Genomic DNA, 18,288 nt, shown 5'->3' with positions numbered 1-18,288 from the left:
CGGCCTGGACGACGTTTCGGGGGAGACGGTACGGCGACGAGAGCCCCATTCGGTGAGCGGAGCTCAACTGCTCGACGGCAGGGCCGTTGTGGCCCGTCGAGCGGCATCGTCCTGCCCACCCGAACCCGGTGAAGCCGCTGGACGGATGGCCCACCAACAGGCAGTGACCCAACAGATGGCCAGCAGCAGACTGCCACCCAGATCCAGCGGATGATGCACGCCCCAGTACAGCCGGGAAAAACCGACGTAGGCGGGGACCAGGACACCGGCCCCGACGGCGACCCAGCGCAGCCACCCGCGTGACCAGTGCCAGACCAGCAACGCCAGCGCGCCGTACAGGCACAGTGGTGCCGCTACGTGCCCGGACGGGAAACTGGCCGTCGGTGGAATTTCCGGACCGAGGTGAGGGACGTCGGGACGGTCTCGTCCCACGACGGTGGACGCGGCCAGGAACAGGGTCACCTCGCCGAGCATGACTACGGCCAAGAACACCACGGGACGCCAGCGGCGGGGCAGCGCAACAATGAGCACCATGGCCGTCAGCACTGCCGCCATGATCCAGTGGGTGTTGCCCACTTTGCTGCCCAGCGCCGCGAGTGGGCCCAGTGCCGGATCACGGGATCCGGCGATCCACTTCACGATCGCCTCATCGGTCGTGACCAGTCGCGAGCCGGCGAGCGGACCGGTGAGCAGCGACCCGGCGCCGAACAGCATCCCGAACACGAGCATCCAGGCCACGGTCAGCTCCCCGGCGGTGCGCCAGGGATGTGCCAGCACTTCCGGCTCGTGCGGGGCGGCGCGCAGCGCATCACCGGCTTCAGGTGCCAGGCCGCTGCTGATCGGCTGCCACGCCGGCAGCCGATCGCCGCGCCGGCGCCGGAACGCGGCGGCGGTGATGGCCAGCCATGCGATCCCCAGCAGCCAGCCGGCCACGACGGCACTGAGAGAGTGGACACCCAGCGCTACGCGGGTGACGCCGACGACGGCCACCACCAGCGCCGTGGCTGCCATCGCCAGCGTCTTCCTGCGGCCCATGGCGGGCAGGAAGACCAGCAGCAACACACCGTAGGCGACCAGTGAGCCCAAGGCGTGACCGCTGGGAAAACTCGTACCGGAGGCAACAGCCACTGGTGCGTCCAGCGCGGGGCCCAGCGACCCGACGAGAAACTCCCATGAAGGACCCGGTATCAATGCGCCCAGCACCGTCACCACCGCATAAGCCGCCAGGTGGTACTGCCGTCGAATGAGCAGATAAAGAGGGACCAGCAGCAGCACCCGAAGCAGCAGGGTGTGGCCGCCGAAGTCGGTCAGCCCGCGCAGAACCTTCACCGCCACGTCGTTGCCGGCCACCATCGCGTTGAGGGAGTCGGTGACGCGCTGGTCGGCCCGGTGCAGCGGCGTCCACGCCATACGGACCACCGCCAGTAACAGCAGCAGCCCCAGGGCGCCGCCCACCAGCGCCACCGTCTTTCTCTCCGGGTGCTGCACTTCTGAGGGCGTCCCGTATCGTCGCTGCTCGGCCACGTGCCTCTCCTCGATGGCGGGACAGATGGTGGCCGCCACGGCCACCACCTGCGGTCAGCTCTCGCGCATCAGGGACGCGCGGCCCCTGCCGAGCCGCACCGTGTTCTGGTACACCGCGGTGATCTCGTCGGCGGGCGCGTAGACGTCGCCGGTGAACAGACCAGAGCAGTCGATCTTGAGGTAGCCGGTCCGCAGAAGGCGGGCGGCGAACTGGTCAGGCACGTCGGGTTCGCCCCCGCGGATCAGGTCGGCGACCGTCATCCCGGCGAAGGCCTCGGCGATGGGTGGCTGGTTGTTGCGGTCGCTGTGCACAGCCGTCTCCTTTGCGCGGTGTCGACATTGCGTCGTGGCGCGGCCCCTACCCGGACTGTGCAGGACTCAACATCCGTCGATCGAGTAACCGCGTGCACCGAGGTCCAGACAGGCCGACGTCGCATATCCGGCGGCGATCATGACTGTCAGTCCGACATCATTGGGTGAGCTGGCGCGGCTGAGATCGTCGTCGCTCGGGTGCCGCTTCCTGTGGTTGATCCCTCGCGTGACTAGCCGCGGACAGATGCAAGGTGACGTGCGGCGACCGCTGCCGGTCGAGGAATTGCAGTGATCCGGCCCTGCGCCACAGGCTGCGGCGACAACGCGTAGTCCGACGCCGATCGGGTAGCTGCGATCACATGGACGACCTCTTGGGCGAGCAATGGCTGTCGGCCGCCGTGGACCTGCTGGTACGGGTGGTGGAGGCCGCGGGAGCGCTGATCATCTTTGTGGGCGCGATGGTGGCTTTCGTTCGTTTCGTCATCAACGGTGTACGGCATCGACGGACCGAGAGTTTCGTGCCGGTCAGGCTGGGTCTCGGTCGCTTCCTGGCGCTCGGCCTGGAGTTCCAGCTCGCGTCGGACATCCTGCGCACGGCTATTGCTCCGACCCTGCGGGAGATCGCCGAACTGGCAGCGGTGGCGGCCATCCGTACCGCCTTGAACTTCTTCCTCAGCCGTGAGATCAAGGAGGAGCGCGCCGAGTTGGCCCGCCGGCAGGGAGGCGCGCCCGACCCGGCCGATCCCGGCGCCGCTGTTTCGGCGGAACCGTCGCGATGACCATCGTGCTGCAGTACGTATCGCTGGCCTGCGTCGTGGCTGGTCTTATCAGCGGTGCCGTCGCGGTCGCGGTGTCGCACGACGTGCGGATCGGCTTGCAGATCGCGCTGGATCTGTGGGTCGCGGCCGGGCTGATCCGACTGGGGTTGCCTGCCTCCGCTGAGCAACTGCTCGCCGCTGCGGCCATCATCGTCGTGCGGCAACTCGTCGGTTCGGCGCTGCGCCGCCGTCCCGCACTCTCCCGTGACGATCAGTCTCGCGGCAAGCCTGTTCGACGGACTGTGTGAGAGCGTCTACCACGCGTCGAAATGGCGATGATGTCTCAGTTCGGTGACAGACCGATGTTGACGGTTTACCGACACCCGGTTGGGTGAGAACTACGGGCGAAGCTCCCTACCGCGGGTGTCAAGTCACGGCACCGTGAGCCGTAATCGGCTCGTCGACGGCGGAGCGTCGGTTGCTGATTGACGGCCTTCGTCGGTCGTGCTCAGCGCCGCCTCGCGTGAGCGTCTGTTCGTGCGCCGCGCCACCTCCATTCGCCGTACGAGACGTACGCCTTGTCAGGCCGCGTCCTCAGCTTCTTTCGGGAGTCACCATGCTGACTGCTGTCCACCGTGCCCGCCCAGTGTCGCGCCCGTCGCGTCCCGGCGCCCACGCCGCAGCCGAGCGGCGCGACGCCGAGACCGTCAGCCTCATTCGCCGCATGCGTGACCCGCAATGCTCCCATGAACAGCGCCGTGCGCTGCGCGATGAAGCGGTGCGCATCAACCTCGATCTCGCCTACCACTACGCCCGCAGCTACCGCGATCGGGGCGAGGCCCTTGAGGACCTGCTGCAGGTCGCTGCGCTCGGTTTGGTGAAGGCCGTCGACGGCTACAACCCCGCCAGGGGCATCCCCTTCACCGGCTACGCCACCCCCACAATCTTCGGCGAGCTCAAACGCCATTTCCGGGACCGGGTGTGGAGCGTGCACGTGCCACGCACCCTGAAGGAGACCTCGCTGGAAGTGACCCGCACCCGCGCCGATCTGACGCAACGGCTGCAACGCGCACCATCGCTTGCCGATATCGCCGCGGTCCTGGACCTGACTCCCGATCAGGTTCGCGCCGCCGAGGCCGGTGCCGCGGCGTACCGCGCCGACTCGCTCAATCGTTCCTGCGGCCCGGACGGCGACACCGAGCGCCACGACATCATCGGCGACATGGACACCGCGCTCGAGGCCGTCTGCGACCGGATGGCGGTACGCGCTCACATCACCCGGCTCCCGCCGCGAACCCGCGAGGTCATCACTCGCTACTTCTACGCCGGTCGCACCCAACTGCAGATCGCAGCGGATCTCGGCATCTCCCAGATGACCGTGTCCAGGCTCTTATCGGCCGGCCTGGCCGCGCTACGCACCCACATGAGCCACGACCACCGCCCGCCGGCGGCCGAAGCGTCCTCGTCGACATGCCGGATCAGTGAGGTCGCCGGTCGATGCGTCATCGTGGCACCGTCGGCAGTGCCGGACGATACGAGCGCCGCCACGCTGCGCGACACTCTGGTCGACCTGGCCTTCACCCGCCGGCCACGAACCATCGTGGTCGACCTGCGACACCTGCGGCAGGCGCCACGTGCTCTCGCCCGCACGCTGCTGGACGCGTACCGGGCGGCCGGGCACACCGGAGTCAGATTCGTTGTCGTCAACCTCGGCCCGCGAGTGCACCAGCTGTTACACCGGCTGGCCGTCACCCACATCATCCCCTGCCACCCCCGGCCGGAGACGACGGCCGCACCGCACGCCCGAGCAGCCCAACCAAACGCCGACACGCCGACCGGCCGCACTCGACATGATCCGGACCAACCCGTAGCCAGGCGAGCAGCGCATCGGCCGGCCTGCATCGCAACGGCCGGCCCCCACGTACGTCGTCGCCACGCCCACGACACCGCAGAGCCACGCCCGGCCGCGGCCGCTGATGTGCAACCGTCGACACACCTGAACTCTCGGCACGGCATCGGACGGTCGTCACCAGCGACGCCGGGCCAGGGCTTCGTCGCCCGATGCCCACCATCACGACCGGTTCTCCTGCGTCAGCGCCCACCACGCTCGGGTAGGCCCCACGCCATGGCTCGCATCCGCACCAACCTGGCCCTCGGATCCCTCGTACTCATCCTGCCGCTGGCGGGATGCACTGATGACAATCCGGCCGCTTCGCCGCCGTCCAGCTCGGCTGCTCCGCCCGCCGTGGCGGCCGCCGGCCTGCCGCAGATCGTCGCCGCCGTGGAACCATCAGTGGTCACGGTGCTCGTCGGCGAGGGTCTCGGCTCCGGAGTCGTGTTCCGCGACGGTGGACTGGTCCTGACCAACCAGCACGTCGTCGGCGACGCCCGCACCGTCACCCTCGCCCTGGCCGACGGATCACGCGTCGACGCCACCGTCGAGGGCACCGACGCGGTCACTGACCTCGCAGTCCTGCGGGCTGCCCGCACCGACCTGCCGCCGGTGCCGTTGCGTACCGAGCTGCCCCTGCCGGGGGAGACGGTCCTGGCCATGGGCAGCCCACTCGGATTTCGTAACAGCGTGACCGCCGGGATCGTCTCCGGCGTCGGCCGGGAAATTCCCGGCTCCGCGAGTCAGGGCCGGCCTCTGGTCGACCTTCTGCAGACCGACGCGGCTATCTCACCCGGAAACTCCGGCGGCGCCCTGGTCGACACGTCCGGCCGCGTGGTCGGCATCAACGACGCCTACCTGCCCCCGGCAACAGGCGCGGTCTCAATCGGATTCGCCATCCCGGCCGCGACGGCCCTCGACGTCGCCGACGACCTGCTCGACGACGGGAAGGTCACCCACCCCTACCTCGGGGTCGCGGTCGGCCGCCTGACCCCGCAGATCGCCCAGGCCCTCGGAACCGGAACCGACCGCGGCGTCCTGGTCCGCGACGTGGTCACGGGTGATCCCGCCGCCAAGGCCGGCCTCCGCGCCGGCGATGTCATCACCACGTTCGCCGGCGAACAGGTCACCAGCGTCGAGGCGTTCCTCGGCGCGCTGCGTGGCGTCGAACCCGGCGACACCGTCGACATAGGCCTGTTGCGCGGCGGCAAGCAGCAGAGCGTCAAGGTCACCGTCGGCGCGGCGGAACGATAGACCGTGTCACACCCCGTGCTACCTCGACCGGTCCGCACCGCAGTTGTGTGGGCCGGCAGCTTCATCATCGTTCTGACCGGCCTGTACTTGGCCGGCCGGCTCGCTGTGCGGCTGGCACCCCTGGCGCTCGCGCTGGCCGCCACCGCGTTCCTCGCAGCCCTGCTGCATCCGCTGTACCGCTGGCAGCGCCGCCTGCACCTGCCGGGCGCCCTGGCCGCCCTCATCACCGTGTTTGTGCCCATTGCGGCTCTGACGGTGCCCGTACTGCTGGCCTGGCAACGCGGCGCCGCCCAGCTCGACGACCTCACCGCCCAGCTGACCCGAGGCCTGCAACGACTCCGGGACCTGATCATCGGACCCGGGGCGCTGCTGAGCGAACGGCAGGTCGACACCGTCACCAACGAGGCGCTCATCCGCCTGCGGCAGCTGCTGCCCAGCCCCGTCGCAAGCGCACGGCTCACCCTCGAGGTCCTCGCCGCACTGCTGCTCGTGCTCGTCCTGCTGTTCTTTGTCCTCAAGGACGGTCCGGGCATGTGGCGATGGACCGTCACCCACACCGGTAGCCGCCGGGACACCGTCGCCGAGGCCGGCGCAGCCGCCTGGACGACGCTGAGCAGCTACGCCCGCGGCACCGCGGTCATCGCTCTCATCGACGCCACCGGTATCGGTCTGGCCCTGGTGCTGCTCGGTGTGCCGCTGCCCATCCCGCTCGCCTTGATCACCTTCTTCGGCGCCTTCGTGCCGATCCTGGGCGCTACCGTGACCGGCGCCTTCGCCGTCCTGGTCGCCCTCGCGGCCCGCGGACCAGGCATAGCGTTGCTCACACTGGCCGCGGTCATCGTCGTGCAACAAGTCGAGGGCAATCTGCTGCAGCCGCTGATCATGAGGCATCAGATCCATCTGCACCCGGTCGTCATCCTCATCGCGGTCACCGCCGGCACCTTGGCCGCAGGCGTCGCCGGCGCCTTCGTTGCCGTGCCCCTGACCGCCGTCGCCTATCAGGGCATCACCGTCGCGCACCGCCACACACGTAACGAACGCGCTGAGCCCGCACCCCAGGAACCGGCGACCGGCTGACCCTGCCAGTAACCGCGTCATCGACCCTTATCAGCAAAGGAGTGTCACTATGGCGGGCCATCGAGCACGCAGCACAATGATGGCGCTGATCGCAACACTGTGCTTGCTGATCGTGAGCGGATGCGGCCAAGACTCGCCCACGCAGGGCAGCACGACCGCACCGGCCAACAGCAACTTTTTCGGTGACACCTATTTCATCGGCCGGACCGTCACGATCACCGGCATCGTGACCCGCGTGATCACCGAGCAGTCGTTCGTCCTCGACACCCGCGACTTCGGTGACGAGTCGCTGCTGGTGCTCTGCGAACCCAGCAGAGATGTGGCCGCCGGCGACCGCATCCACCTGTCCGGCAACGTGCAGAAGTTCGTCTACGGGGCCTACGCCGAGCAGTACGGCCTATCCACCGACGCCGCCTACAAAATGTTCGCAGGGGAGGAGTTCCTCGTTACGGCGCAAGCCATGCGCGCCGAGTAGCGCAGGAAACGCCGACGTCCCGATGGCGACAACCCGGGTACGCCACGCCGTATCGATTCGGGTTTTTCTTGCGCTGGGGCTGCCTCAATCGTCAGTACCGACCACACGCAGGAGGTCCCGGCCAATGCTGGATGAGAAACCGGAGTGTGCCCAGCCCCTGGCGAATAGGGGAGGTGGAAATCGTCACGACAGAGGTCCCGGGCCGGTGGAGGTTCGTGGCGGTCATAGCTCTTTCCTCGCGCTGATTCCTGCCCTGCTGGCCTTTCTGGCCGCAATCTGGCTGATCACCATGCCGCCGTCGACGCAGTCGTCACCACCGTCGACGACGTGGCGGTTGACGCCGTCGTGGCATTGCTCGCAGCCACCGGCTGGTGCCTGACCCGCTGAACCGACGAGAAGGAAACGACTCGATGAGCAGCCCCACACCTGCCCCGTCCTCCTCGACGTGACCAGTACCGGCTGACTGCGCGCCCGCGAGCAGCGACAAGAGCCTTTGGGACTGCCACGAAGGGACCTTCGACCCTAGGGAAATATTTGCAGTACGCAATTGCTGCGCCGCGTCACCAACATCGTTAATGTGACGATCGCAGAGCCGTGGCGATGACGGCCGCTGTGCGGCCGGGAGGTCAGACGTGGTCAGCAGCACATCACGAGGGTCCGCCGACGAACGCGGGCAGGTCGGTCTCGACGATCCACTCATCGAGGCCCTGGTCGGGACGCGTCGGTTCTTCACGAAGGCACAGGTCTCGCCGGACCGGCGCACGCTGTACCAGATCGGAGGCCGGCAGGCGGACGCCTTCTACCGGGACCGGTGGTCGCATGACAAGGTGGTGCGGTCCACGCACGGGGTGAACTGCACCGGCTCATGCTCCTGGAAGGTGTACGTCAAGGACGGCATCATCACCTGGGAGGCCCAGCAGACCGACTATCCCAGCGTCGGCCCGGACCGCCCGGAGTACGAGCCACGCGGTTGCCCCCGCGGCGCCGCGTTCTCCTGGTACACGTACTCACCGACGCGCGTGCGATACCCGTACGTCCGCGGGGTTCTCCTGGAAATGTTCCGTGAGGCTCGCAGGCGTCTCGGCGATCCGGTGGCGGCCTGGGCGGAGATCACCGGCGACCCGGACAAGGCCCGCGCGTACAAGTCGGTGCGCGGCAAGGGCGGCCTGGTCCGCGCGAGCTGGGACGAGGCGGTCGAGATGATCGCCGCCGCGCACGTGCACACGATCGAGAAGTGGGGGCCGGACCGGCTGGCCGGGTTCTCGCCGATCCCGGCCATGTCGATGGTGTCGCACGCGGCCGGCGCCCGCTTCTACAACCTCGTCGGCGGGGCCATGCTGTCGTTCTACGACTGGTACGCCGACCTGCCGGTGGCCTCGCCGCAGGTGTTCGGCGACCAGACCGACGTGCCCGAGTCGGGGGACTGGTGGGACGCCGGCTACCTGATCATGTGGGGCTCCAACCTGCCGGTCACCCGCACCCCGGACGCGCACTGGATGGCCGAGGCACGCTACCGCGGCCAGAAGGTCATCGCGGTCGCGCCGGACTACGCCGACAACGTCAAGTTCGCCGACGAGTGGCTCGCCCCGGCGCCGGGCACCGACGGCGCACTGGCCATGGCCATGGGCCACGTCGTGCTCAAGGAATTCTTCGCCGACCGGCCGGAACCCTACTTCGCCGAGTACGTGTCGAAGTACACCGACCTGCCATTCCTGGTCACCCTCGACGATGCGGGCGACGGCTCCTACCGGCCGGGCAAGATGCTCACCGCGGCCCAGTTACCCGGAGCGCTCGCCGACACGGAGAATGCCGCGTTCAAGACCGTACTGCTCGACAGCGACGGCATGCCGGTGGTCCCGAACGGCTCGCTCGGACACCGGTACGGCGACGCCGGCGCCGGAAAGTGGAACCTGGACCTCGGCGACGTACACCCCTTGTTGTCCGCCGAAGGCGGTCCGGATCCCGCGGTGACGGTTGTGCTGCCCCGGTTCGACACCGGGAACGGAACTGCGGCGCCGATGCGCCGCGGCGTGCCGGTGCGCCGGATCGGCGAACATGTGGTCACCACCGTCTTCGACCTGCTTCTCGCGCAGTACGGGGTGGCCCGCGACGGGCTGCCCGGCACCTGGCCGACCGGTTACGACGACGCTGCCGAGGCGTACACCCCGGCCTGGCAAGAGACGATCACCGGTGTGCCCGGGCCGGCCGCCGCGCGGATCGCCCGCGAGTTCGCCCGTAACGCCGCCGACACCCGCGGCCGGTCGATGATCATCATGGGGGCCGGGACCAACCACTGGTTCCACTCCGACACCATCTACCGGGCGTTCCTGACACTGACCACGTTGACCGGCTGCCAGGGGGTCAACGGCGGCGGCTGGGCGCACTACGTCGGGCAGGAGAAGGTCCGCCCCATCACCGGGTACAGCGTGCTGGGCACGGCGTCGGACTGGGTGCGGCCGGGCCGGCAGATGATCCAGACCGCGTACTGGTACCTGCACACCGACCAGTACCGCTACGACCCGTTCTCGGCCGCCGCGCTCAATGCGAGCCCGGACGGCGGCACGTTCGCCGGGCGCAGCACCGCGGACCTGATCGCCGCGTCAGCCCGGATGGGCTGGATGCCGTCGGTTCCGCACTTCAACCGCAACCCCTTGGAGCTGACCGGCGACGCCGAGGCCGCCGGGAAGCCGGTCGCCGACCACATCGTCGACCAGCTCAAGTCCGGTGATCTGCGGTTCGCCTGCGAGGATCCGGACGCGCCGGAGAACTTCCCGCGGGTACTGACGATCTGGCGGGCCAACCTGCTCGGCTCCAGCGCCAAGGGCAACGAGTACTTCCTGCGGCACCTGCTCGGCACCGACCACGGTGTGCGTGCCACCGAGGCGCCGCCGCAGGCCCGTCCGAACGACGTGACGTGGCACGAGCAGGCGCCGACCGGCAAGCTGGACCTGTTGCTGACGCTCGACTTCCGGATGACCTCGACCACGATCTATTCCGACATCGTGCTACCGGCCGCCACCTGGTACGAGAAGCATGATCTGAACACCACCGACATGCATCCGTTCGTGCACTCGTTCAACCCGGCGATCGCCCCGCCCTGGCAGACCCGCACCGACTGGGACGCGTTCATGACGATCGCCCGGACGTTCAGTGCTCTGGCGAAGGACCATCTGGGCACGCGTACGGACGTGGTGGCCGCTCCGCTGCTGCACGACACGCCGGACGAGATGGCCAATCCGCACGGACGGGTCGTCGACTGGAAAGCCGGCGACTGCGATCCGGTGCCCGGAAAGACCATGCCCAAGCTGGTCACCGTCGAGCGGGACTACACCGCGATCGCTGACAAGATGGCCTCGCTCGGCCCGCTGCTGGACACCCTCGGCGCGACCACCAAGGGCGTGACGTTCGAGGTGGGCCCGGAGCTCGACTACCTGCGGCACAAGAACGGCGTGGCCCCGAACGGGCGGCCGTCGATCGCCCGGGATGTCCAGGCGTGCGAGGCGATCCTGGCGCTGTCCGGCACCACCAACGGGCGCCTGGCCACCCAGGGCTTCCACCAGGTCGAGAAACGCACCGGGGTGGAGTTGGCGGATCTGGCAGCCGAGCACGAGGGCAAGCAGATCACCTTCGCCGACACACAGTCCCGGCCGGTCCCGGTGATCACCAGTCCGGAGTGGTCCGGGTCAGAGTCCGGGGGCCGGCGCTACTCACCGTTCGTCATCAATGTGGAACGGCTCAAGCCGTGGCACACGCTGACCGGGCGGCAGAGCTTCTACCTCGACCACGACTGGATGGCTGAGCTGGGGGAGTGGCTGCCGACCTATCGGCCGCCGCTGAACATGAACGCCCTGTTCGGCGAGCCCCAGGTGGGGGAGAAGGGCGAGCTGGGGATCACCGTGCGGTATCTGACGCCGCACAACAAGTGGTCGATCCATTCGGAGTACCAGGACAACCTTTTCATGCTCTCCCTCTCGCGCGGCGGGCAGCTGATCTGGATATCGAAGGAGGACGCCGCGAAGATCGGCGTGCACGACAACGACTGGGTCGAGGCGGTCAACCGCAACGGCGTGGTCGTGGCCCGCGCCGTCGTCTCGCACCGCATGCCGGAGGGCACGGTCTACATGCACCACGCCCAGGACCGGCTGATCGACGTGCCCCGCACCGAGACCAACGGGCGGCGCGGCGGTATCCACAACTCGCTGACCCGGCTGCTGATCAAGCCGAGCCACCTGATCGGCGGGTACGCACAGCTGTCCTTCGCCTTCAACTATCTCGGCCCGACCGGCAATCAACGCGACGAGGTCACTGTCATCCGCCGTCGCTCCCAGGAGGTCGAGTACTGATGCGCGTCATGGCCCAGATGGCGATGGTGATGAACCTCGACAAGTGCATCGGCTGCCACACCTGCTCGGTCACCTGCAAGCAGGCCTGGACCAACCGCTCCGGCGTCGAGTATGTCTGGTTCAACAACGTCGAGACCCGGCCCGGGCAGGGCTACCCACGCCGCTACGAGGACCAGGAGACCTGGAAAGGCGGCTGGACGCTCAACCGGCGCGGCCGGCTCACCCTCAAGGGTGGCGGCCGGATCAAGAAGCTGTTCAGCATCTTCTCCAACCCGAAGCTGCCGAGCATCCAGGACTACTACGAACCCTGGACGTACGACTACGAGACGCTCACCAACGCCCCGCTGCAGGAACACACTCCAGTCGCCCGGCCGAAGTCTCTGCTCACCGGCGAGGACATGAAGATCAGCTGGTCGGCCAACTGGGACGACAACCTGGGTGGATCACCCGACCACGGCGACAAGGACGTGCTGCTCAAGGGCATCGCCGACAAGGTGAAGTTCGAGTTCGAGCAGACGTTCATGTTCTACCTGCCGCGGATCTGCGAACACTGCCTCAACCCCTCCTGCGCCGCGTCGTGTCCGTCCGGAGCGATCTACAAGCGCGAAGAGGACGGCATCGTGCTGGTCGACCAGGACCGATGCCGGGGCTGGCGGATGTGCGTGTCGGGTTGCCCGTACAAGAAGGTGTACTTCAACCACCGCACCGGCAAGGCCGAGAAGTGCACGTTCTGCTTCCCGCGCATCGAAGTCGGCATTCCGACCGTGTGCTCCGAGACGTGCGTGGGCCGGCTGCGCTACATCGGCCTGATGCTCTACGACGCCGACCGGGTGCTCGAGGCGGCCTCCGTCGCCGACGACCACGACCTGTACGAGGCGCAACGACGGGTGTTCCTGGACCCGAACGACCCGGCGGTGATCGCCGCCGCCGAAAAGGCCGGCATCGCCCGCGACTGGATCGAGGCGGCTCAACGATCCCCGGTGTACGCCCTGATCAACAAGTACAAAGTGGCGTTACCGCTGCACCCGGAGTACCGCACCATGCCGATGGTCTGGTACATCCCGCCACTGTCCCCGGTCGTCGATGTAGTCCGCGACACCGGCTACGACGCCGAGGACCGCGGCAACCTGTTCGCCGCGATCGAGGCGTTGCGCATCCCGGTCGACTATCTCGCCCAGTTGTTCACCGCGGGCGACCCGGGGCCGGTGGACGCGGTGCTGCGCAAGCTCGCCGCGATGCGCTCGTACATGCGCGACATCAACCTGGGCCGCGACACCGACGAGACGATCCCGGCCGCGGTGGGCATGAGCGGCGAGCAGATCTACGACATGTACCGGCTGCTCGCCCTGGCCAAGTACGACGAGCGGTACGTCATCCCGCCCGCGCACGCCGAGCAGGCCCACAGCCTCGAGGAACTGGCCACGGAGTGCAGCCTCGACTACGACGGCGGCCCTGGCATGGGCGGCTCCGGCCCCTTCGGTGAGATGTCTGGCGCACCCACCCCGATCGCCGTGGAGAACTTCCACATGCTGCGTGAACGCCAGACCAGCGGCGCCTTGACCGACCCGGCCGACAAATCCGCCCGGGTGAACCTGCTCAACTGGGACGGCAAAGGTCGTCCCGAAGGTCTGTTCCCGCCCCGGCGCACCGATGATGCCGGCGGCGACCCGGACGGCGAGGTGGAGCCGAAGCCATGACCGATCAAGCGATGCTGAGCCGGGCCTGGCAGATCCAGTCACTGCTGATCGGATACCCGGACGAAAGCCTGTACGAGCGGGCCGGCCTGCTGCGGCAGGGCGCCGCCGGCCTGCCCGCAACGCTCAGCGACCCGCTGATACGGTTCCTCGACCACCTGACCGCCACCCCGCCGGGCACTCTGGCTGCCGACTACGTCGCCACCTTCGACCACCGCAAACGCTGCTGCCTGTATCTCACCTACTACGCGCACGGCGACACTCGTAACCGCGGCATGGCCCTGCTCGAACTCAAACAGGCGTATGCCGCGGCGGGTCTGCAACTGACCGACGAGGAACTACCGGACCACCTCGCCGTGGTCCTCGAGTACGCGGCCATCGACCCCAGCGCGGGCGTCGACCTGCTCCTCGCGCACCGCGCCGGTCTGGAACTGCTGCGCTTGGCGCTGCACGACGCCACCTCGCCCTGGTCGCAGGTCCTCGACTCGATCTCCGCAACCCTGCCGCCCCTGATCGGCGACCAACGTACCGCCGTGGCCCGCCTCGCCGCTCAAGGACCGCCTGTCGAGCAGGTCGGTCTGACGCCGTACGCGCTGCCGCACCCGGAAGGAGCTCCGCGATGACCGGCACGTTGCTGTTCGTCGTCGTACCGTACCTGTGCCTGGCGATCTTCATCGGCGGCCACATCTGGCGATACCGCTACGACAAGTTCGGCTGGACCACCCGCTCGTCGCAACTGTACGAGCGCCGGCTGCTGCGCATCGGCAGCCCGCTGTTCCACTTCGGCATCCTGCTGGTCGCCGTCGGGCACATCGGCGGGCTGCTCATTCCGGAGTCGTGGACCGAGGCCGCCGGGATCAGCGAGGACGCCTACCACGCGGTCGCGGTCGGGCTCGGCACCATTGCCGGTATTGCCACGCTCGGGGGCGCTGCCATCCTGATCTACCGGCGTCGCACCGTCGGACCGGTCTTCTCCGCGACCACGATCAACGACAAGATCATGTATGTGCTCCTGATCGGCACCATTCTGCTCGGGCTCGGCACGACCGTTCTCGGCAACCTGACCGGCCATCCGCACGACTACCGGCTGACCGTCTCACCGTGGTTCCGATCGATCTTCTACCTGCAGCCGGACACCGGCCTGATCGAGGCCGCGCCCATCGGCTTCCGGCTGCACGCCTTGGCGGCCTTCGTGCTGTTCGCGTTCTGGCCGTTCAGCCGGCTGGTGCACGTCTTCTCTGCCCCGCTGGGCTATCTCACCCGCCCCTACATCGTCTATCGCAGCCGCGACGCCCGGCTCGGCAGCCGGGCGCCGCGCCGGGGCTGGGACCGCGTGCCATGACCGGTGCACCGCCGATCCCGGCGGCCGACCCGTCACAGACTTACCGATGTTCAGGGAGAACACCATGCAGAAGTCGTCGCTGACCGAACTCGCCGGACAGCACCTGGCCACCGCCCGGACCGCCTCCAGCGGCCGTAGCGCGCACACCGTGCACGGCGGGCACGCCACCACCCTGCGGCAGACCCTCATCGCCCTGGCCGGTGGACAGCAACTGGACGAGCACGAGAATCCGGGCGAGGCCACCGTGCACGTGCTGCACGGCACGGTCCGGATGATCGCCGGCGACGACACCTGCGACGCCGCCGCCGGCGAAATGATCGTCGTACCCGACGCCCGCCACAGCCTCGAGGCCCTTGACGACGCTGTGGTGCTGCTCAGCGTCGCCAAAATCGCATGACCGCCGGCACCCGGGCACCGCGACTCGACCTGCCCGCCGCCATGACTCCTGCCGAGCCGTCGGCCTGTCTGCGCCACACGGGGGCGGCGCTGTCATGGCACCAGGCCCGTGCCCGTGCCCATCGGCTCGGACGCGCCGAACCGCTCGGCACCGAGCAACTGTCTGTGCACCATGGCGCGGGACGAACCCTCGCTGAGGCAGTACATGCGCTGGTCATGCTGCCCGGATTCGACAACGCCGCCATGGATGGTTACGCGGTGCGCGGCGTTGGCCCCTGGAAGGTCATCGGTCGGGTCCTTGCCGGCGAGTGCGCTCCTCGGCGGCTTGGTTCCGGCGAAGCGATGGAGATTGCCACCGGCGCTGCGGTGCCCGAAGGCACCGACCGCGTCGTCGAGTACGAAGCAGCGGTCAGGGGCGGCGACATTGTCGACGCTTCTACAAGCGGCCGCGACCATGTTCGTCGACGTGGTCAATATGTAACCACCGGGCAATGCGTTCTGCCTGCCGGGCACCCGCTCACGCCCGCGGCTCTGGGCTTGGCCGCGAGCGTCGGAGCTGACATCGTCACCGTTCGCCGCCAGTCGACCGCTCGGATATTGATCACCGGTGACGAGATCGTCGACAGTGGCGTGCCGTCCCACGGCAAGGTTCGCGACGCGATCAGTCCGGTCCTCAGCGCGCTGCTGAAGAACTGGAACGTCACGGTCGACGGCGTCAGGGTCGACGACCGGCCGGCTGAGGCGCTGACCGCCGCGGTCGACGATGCCCTCGACCGCTACGACATCACGATAGTGTGCGGGTCCTCATCGGTGGGGCCAGCTGACGGGCTTCACGACACTGTCACCGCGGTAGGCGCGCTCACCCACGTTGACGGGGTCGCCTGCCGGCCCGGCCACCCGCAGCTTCTCGCCCAGCGGGGCCGGCACTGGCTCGTCGGCGTGCCCGGCAATCCGTTCGCCGCGGTCGTCGCCGCGGTCACGATCATAGAACCGTTGCTGACCGGGCTCAACGGGCGCGATCTATCGGTTCTGCCGTCTGCTGACCTGCAGGGAACAGTACGGGCGGCGCCGCAGGCGACGCGCCTCGTGCCGGTGCACCTGCGGGGACAGCAGGCACACGTCATCGAAGGCGCTCATCCTGGCTACCTCGGCCCGGCAGCGTACGCCGACGCTCTCGCCGTGATACCGCCCGGCTGGAACCACGAGGCTGTCGACCTACTGTCGTTGACCGGCTGACTGTGGGCCGCTGCCCATCCGGGCCTGCCGCGGCGGCGCAACCCAGCCGGCGGCTCGGCCCGGGCCGGTCTCGAGCGGTGTGGGTCCCGCGACTCCGGGTCCAAAGTCCCTACTGCGCCAGACCCGCGGTCCAGGATGCTGACCTGGTACGAGATGCGTCATCGCGGACATCGCCCTCGTGCCCAGGTGACAGCAGAAAGCAATGAGATGCGAGCCGTTTCACCGACGATCAACAGCGGAGACTTGTCATGAGCAGTGCGTCGGCCCGCAGTGTGCGGGGATCTGACACGTCCGGCCGGGCCGGGATGATGCTGGCCGTGGCCACGATCGGATTCGCGGTCAACTTCTGGGCATGGGCTCTCCTGAGCCCGCTCGCCGTCCGGTTCACCGCAGCTCTCGGCCTTAGCTCGTTCCAGCAGGCCCTGCTGGTCGCGGTACCGGTCGTTGTCGGCTCAGTGGGTCGGATCCCGGTCGGGGCCCTGACCGACCGCTTCGGTGGCCGCATCATGTTCCCACTCGTCTCGCTGGCCACCATCGTGCCCGTGCTGTACCTGGGCCTGTTCGGCCACGACTCGCTGGCCGCTCTGCTGATCGGCGGGTTCTTCCTCGGCATCGGTGGCACCACCTTCGCCGTGGGAGTGCCGTTCGTCAACGCCTGGTTCCCGCCGCACCGCCGCGGCTTCGCCGTCGGTGTCTTCGGCGCCGGTATGGGAGGCACCGCCATCAGCGCCCTCACTACCGTCAAACTCGTCGACGCGGGCAACACAGCCACCCCGTTCCTGCTGACCGCCACCGTGCTCGCCATCTACGCGATCGCCTCGTGGCTGCTGCTACGCGACGCCCCCAACCGGCCGGTGCCGTCAGCTCCGCTGGCCGCCCGGCTCGCCGCCACGCTGCGGCTGCGGATCACCTGGCAAGCTTCTGCCCTGTACGCGGTCGCGTTCGGTGGGTACGTGGCGTTCTCCGTGTACCTGCCTGCCTACCTCAAGACGGCATACGGGCTCACGCCGGCCGACGCCGCGAACCGGATGGCCGGCTTTGTGCTGCTCGCGGTGCTGATGCGCCCGGTCGGTGGGTGGCTGTCCGACAAGATCGCTCCGAGCAGGGTCCTGGCGGCTTCGCTGATCGTCGTGGTGGCCGGGGCGATCGTGCAGGCGTTCACCCCGGGGCTGGCGCCCGTCGGCACGATCGCGTTCCTGGCCATGGCCGCCGCCCTCGGTGCCGGGAGTGGTGCCACCTTCGCCCTGGTCGCTCAGGTCGCGCCGGCGAACCAGGTGGGGTCCGTCACCGGTGTCGTCGGCGCCGCTGGCGGGCTCGGCGGGTTCGTGCCGCCGCTGGTGATGGGTTCCATCTACGGCCAGTTCGAGTCGTACGCACTCGGGTTGGTCCTGCTCGCGCTGGTCGCCGCGGCCGCGCTGCTGCTGGACGTGGTCTCCGTCGGCCGCACCACCACGAACAAGGGCAAGACCGCCCATGTGTGAGTACTGCGGTTGCCAAGAGGTCACCGCGATCGGTGACCTCACCCGCGAACACGACGAGGTCGTCGGTCTGATGAGCGCGGTACGCGCGGCCCACGCCGCCGGAGACATCGACGCCATGGCGGCGCAGGCCCGCCGGATCGCTGACATCCTGGCCCCGCACACCGCAGTCGAAGAAGAAGGCCTGTTCCCGCTCCTGACCGACGACTTTCCGGATCAGGTCGCTCTGCTGCGCGCCGAACACCGGCACGTCGAGCAGATCCTCCGAGCAGCGGCCACCGCGACACCTACGGACCCGGCCTGGCCAGACGCGCTGATTGAGGTGCTGCACGAGCTGCGTGTGCACATCCTCAAAGAACAAGACGGGGTGTTTCCGGCCGCGCTGACCACGCTCGACGGCGACGGCTGGGATCAGGTCGACGCTGTCCGAGCCCGTGTTGGCATCCGGGTGGCACCGACGGAAGTCCGGTAGCGCCTGGCTGCACAGCGCGTCCGTACGCCGGTGCTG

The 18,288-nt window shown here is 68.5% G+C and carries 15 protein-coding genes; 13 read left to right on the top strand and 2 right to left on the bottom strand.

Features of this window, described 5'->3' with window-relative positions:
- Positions 1 to 63 precede the first annotated feature (63 nt).
- Positions 64 to 1,563, bottom strand: a complete 1,500-nt coding sequence (locus BKA14_RS18395) for a phosphatase PAP2 family protein (protein WP_184952160.1) — start codon at positions 1,561 to 1,563, stop codon at positions 64 to 66.
- A gap of 15 nt (positions 1,564 to 1,578) precedes the next feature.
- Positions 1,579 to 1,836: a hypothetical protein gene (locus BKA14_RS18390; RefSeq protein ID WP_184952159.1), complete on the bottom strand. Its 258-nt coding sequence runs from the start codon at positions 1,834 to 1,836 to the stop codon at positions 1,579 to 1,581.
- 359 nt (positions 1,837 to 2,195) lie between these two features.
- Here BKA14_RS18390 and BKA14_RS18385 point away from each other — a divergent pair, with 359 nt between their 5' ends.
- The 13 genes from BKA14_RS18385 (at position 2,196) to BKA14_RS18325 (ending at position 18,252) form a co-directional block, all read left to right on the top strand.
- A complete protein-coding gene (locus tag BKA14_RS18385) occupies positions 2,196 to 2,615 on the top strand; it encodes a DUF1622 domain-containing protein (RefSeq protein ID WP_184952158.1) in 420 nt (139 codons plus the stop codon).
- Positions 2,612 to 2,902 (top strand): hypothetical protein, encoded by a 291-nt coding sequence (locus BKA14_RS18380; protein WP_184952157.1) that lies wholly within the window; start codon positions 2,612 to 2,614, stop codon positions 2,900 to 2,902. Before BKA14_RS18385 ends, BKA14_RS18380 begins: the two co-directional genes overlap by 4 nt.
- Positions 2,903 to 3,072: 170 nt before the next feature.
- Positions 3,073 to 5,739 carry a sigma-70 family RNA polymerase sigma factor gene (locus BKA14_RS18375; protein ID WP_184952156.1) on the top strand — a complete coding sequence of 889 codons (2,667 nt, stop codon included), beginning with the start codon at positions 3,073 to 3,075 and terminating at the stop codon, positions 5,737 to 5,739.
- Between the two features lie 3 nt (positions 5,740 to 5,742).
- On the top strand, positions 5,743 to 6,816 hold the full coding sequence (locus BKA14_RS18370; RefSeq protein WP_184952155.1) for an AI-2E family transporter: 1,074 nt from the start codon (positions 5,743 to 5,745) through the stop codon (positions 6,814 to 6,816).
- A 76-nt stretch (positions 6,817 to 6,892) separates the two neighbouring features.
- A complete protein-coding gene (locus BKA14_RS18365) occupies positions 6,893 to 7,291 on the top strand; it encodes a hypothetical protein (RefSeq protein ID WP_184952154.1) in 399 nt (132 codons plus the stop codon).
- Between the two features lie 707 nt (positions 7,292 to 7,998).
- Positions 7,999 to 11,634 (top strand): nitrate reductase subunit alpha, encoded by a 3,636-nt coding sequence (locus BKA14_RS18360; RefSeq protein ID WP_203722488.1) that lies wholly within the window; start codon positions 7,999 to 8,001, stop codon positions 11,632 to 11,634.
- A complete protein-coding gene (narH, locus tag BKA14_RS18355) occupies positions 11,634 to 13,331 on the top strand; it encodes a nitrate reductase subunit beta (RefSeq protein ID WP_184952152.1) in 1,698 nt (565 codons plus the stop codon). Before BKA14_RS18360 ends, narH begins: the two co-directional genes overlap by 1 nt.
- Positions 13,328 to 13,951, top strand: coding sequence for a nitrate reductase molybdenum cofactor assembly chaperone (narJ, locus tag BKA14_RS18350; protein ID WP_184952151.1), 624 nt, complete (start codon positions 13,328 to 13,330; stop codon positions 13,949 to 13,951). Before narH ends, narJ begins: the two co-directional genes overlap by 4 nt.
- Positions 13,948 to 14,670 (top strand): respiratory nitrate reductase subunit gamma, encoded by a 723-nt coding sequence (gene narI, locus BKA14_RS18345; protein WP_184952150.1) that lies wholly within the window; start codon positions 13,948 to 13,950, stop codon positions 14,668 to 14,670. The genes narJ and narI overlap by 4 nt, the downstream gene beginning before the upstream one ends.
- Before the next feature lie 64 nt (positions 14,671 to 14,734).
- A complete protein-coding gene (locus BKA14_RS18340) occupies positions 14,735 to 15,067 on the top strand; it encodes a cupin domain-containing protein (RefSeq protein ID WP_184952149.1) in 333 nt (110 codons plus the stop codon).
- Positions 15,064 to 16,302: a molybdopterin molybdotransferase MoeA gene (locus tag BKA14_RS18335; protein WP_184952148.1), complete on the top strand. Its 1,239-nt coding sequence runs from the start codon at positions 15,064 to 15,066 to the stop codon at positions 16,300 to 16,302. The genes BKA14_RS18340 and BKA14_RS18335 overlap by 4 nt, the downstream gene beginning before the upstream one ends.
- Positions 16,303 to 16,550: 248 nt before the next feature.
- The gene (locus BKA14_RS18330; protein ID WP_203722458.1) at positions 16,551 to 17,783 is read left to right on the top strand and encodes an MFS transporter; all 1,233 of its coding nucleotides are present in this window, start codon (positions 16,551 to 16,553) and stop codon (positions 17,781 to 17,783) included.
- Positions 17,776 to 18,252: a hemerythrin domain-containing protein gene (locus BKA14_RS18325; protein ID WP_184952147.1), complete on the top strand. Its 477-nt coding sequence runs from the start codon at positions 17,776 to 17,778 to the stop codon at positions 18,250 to 18,252. Before BKA14_RS18330 ends, BKA14_RS18325 begins: the two co-directional genes overlap by 8 nt.
- Positions 18,253 to 18,288 lie beyond the last annotated feature (36 nt).

The organism is Paractinoplanes abujensis (assembly GCF_014204895.1).
Lineage (GTDB): Bacteria > Actinomycetota > Actinomycetes > Mycobacteriales > Micromonosporaceae > Actinoplanes > Actinoplanes abujensis.
The sequence above is the reverse complement of the archived record's forward strand: the minus strand, read 5'-3'. Positions and strand labels throughout refer to the sequence as shown.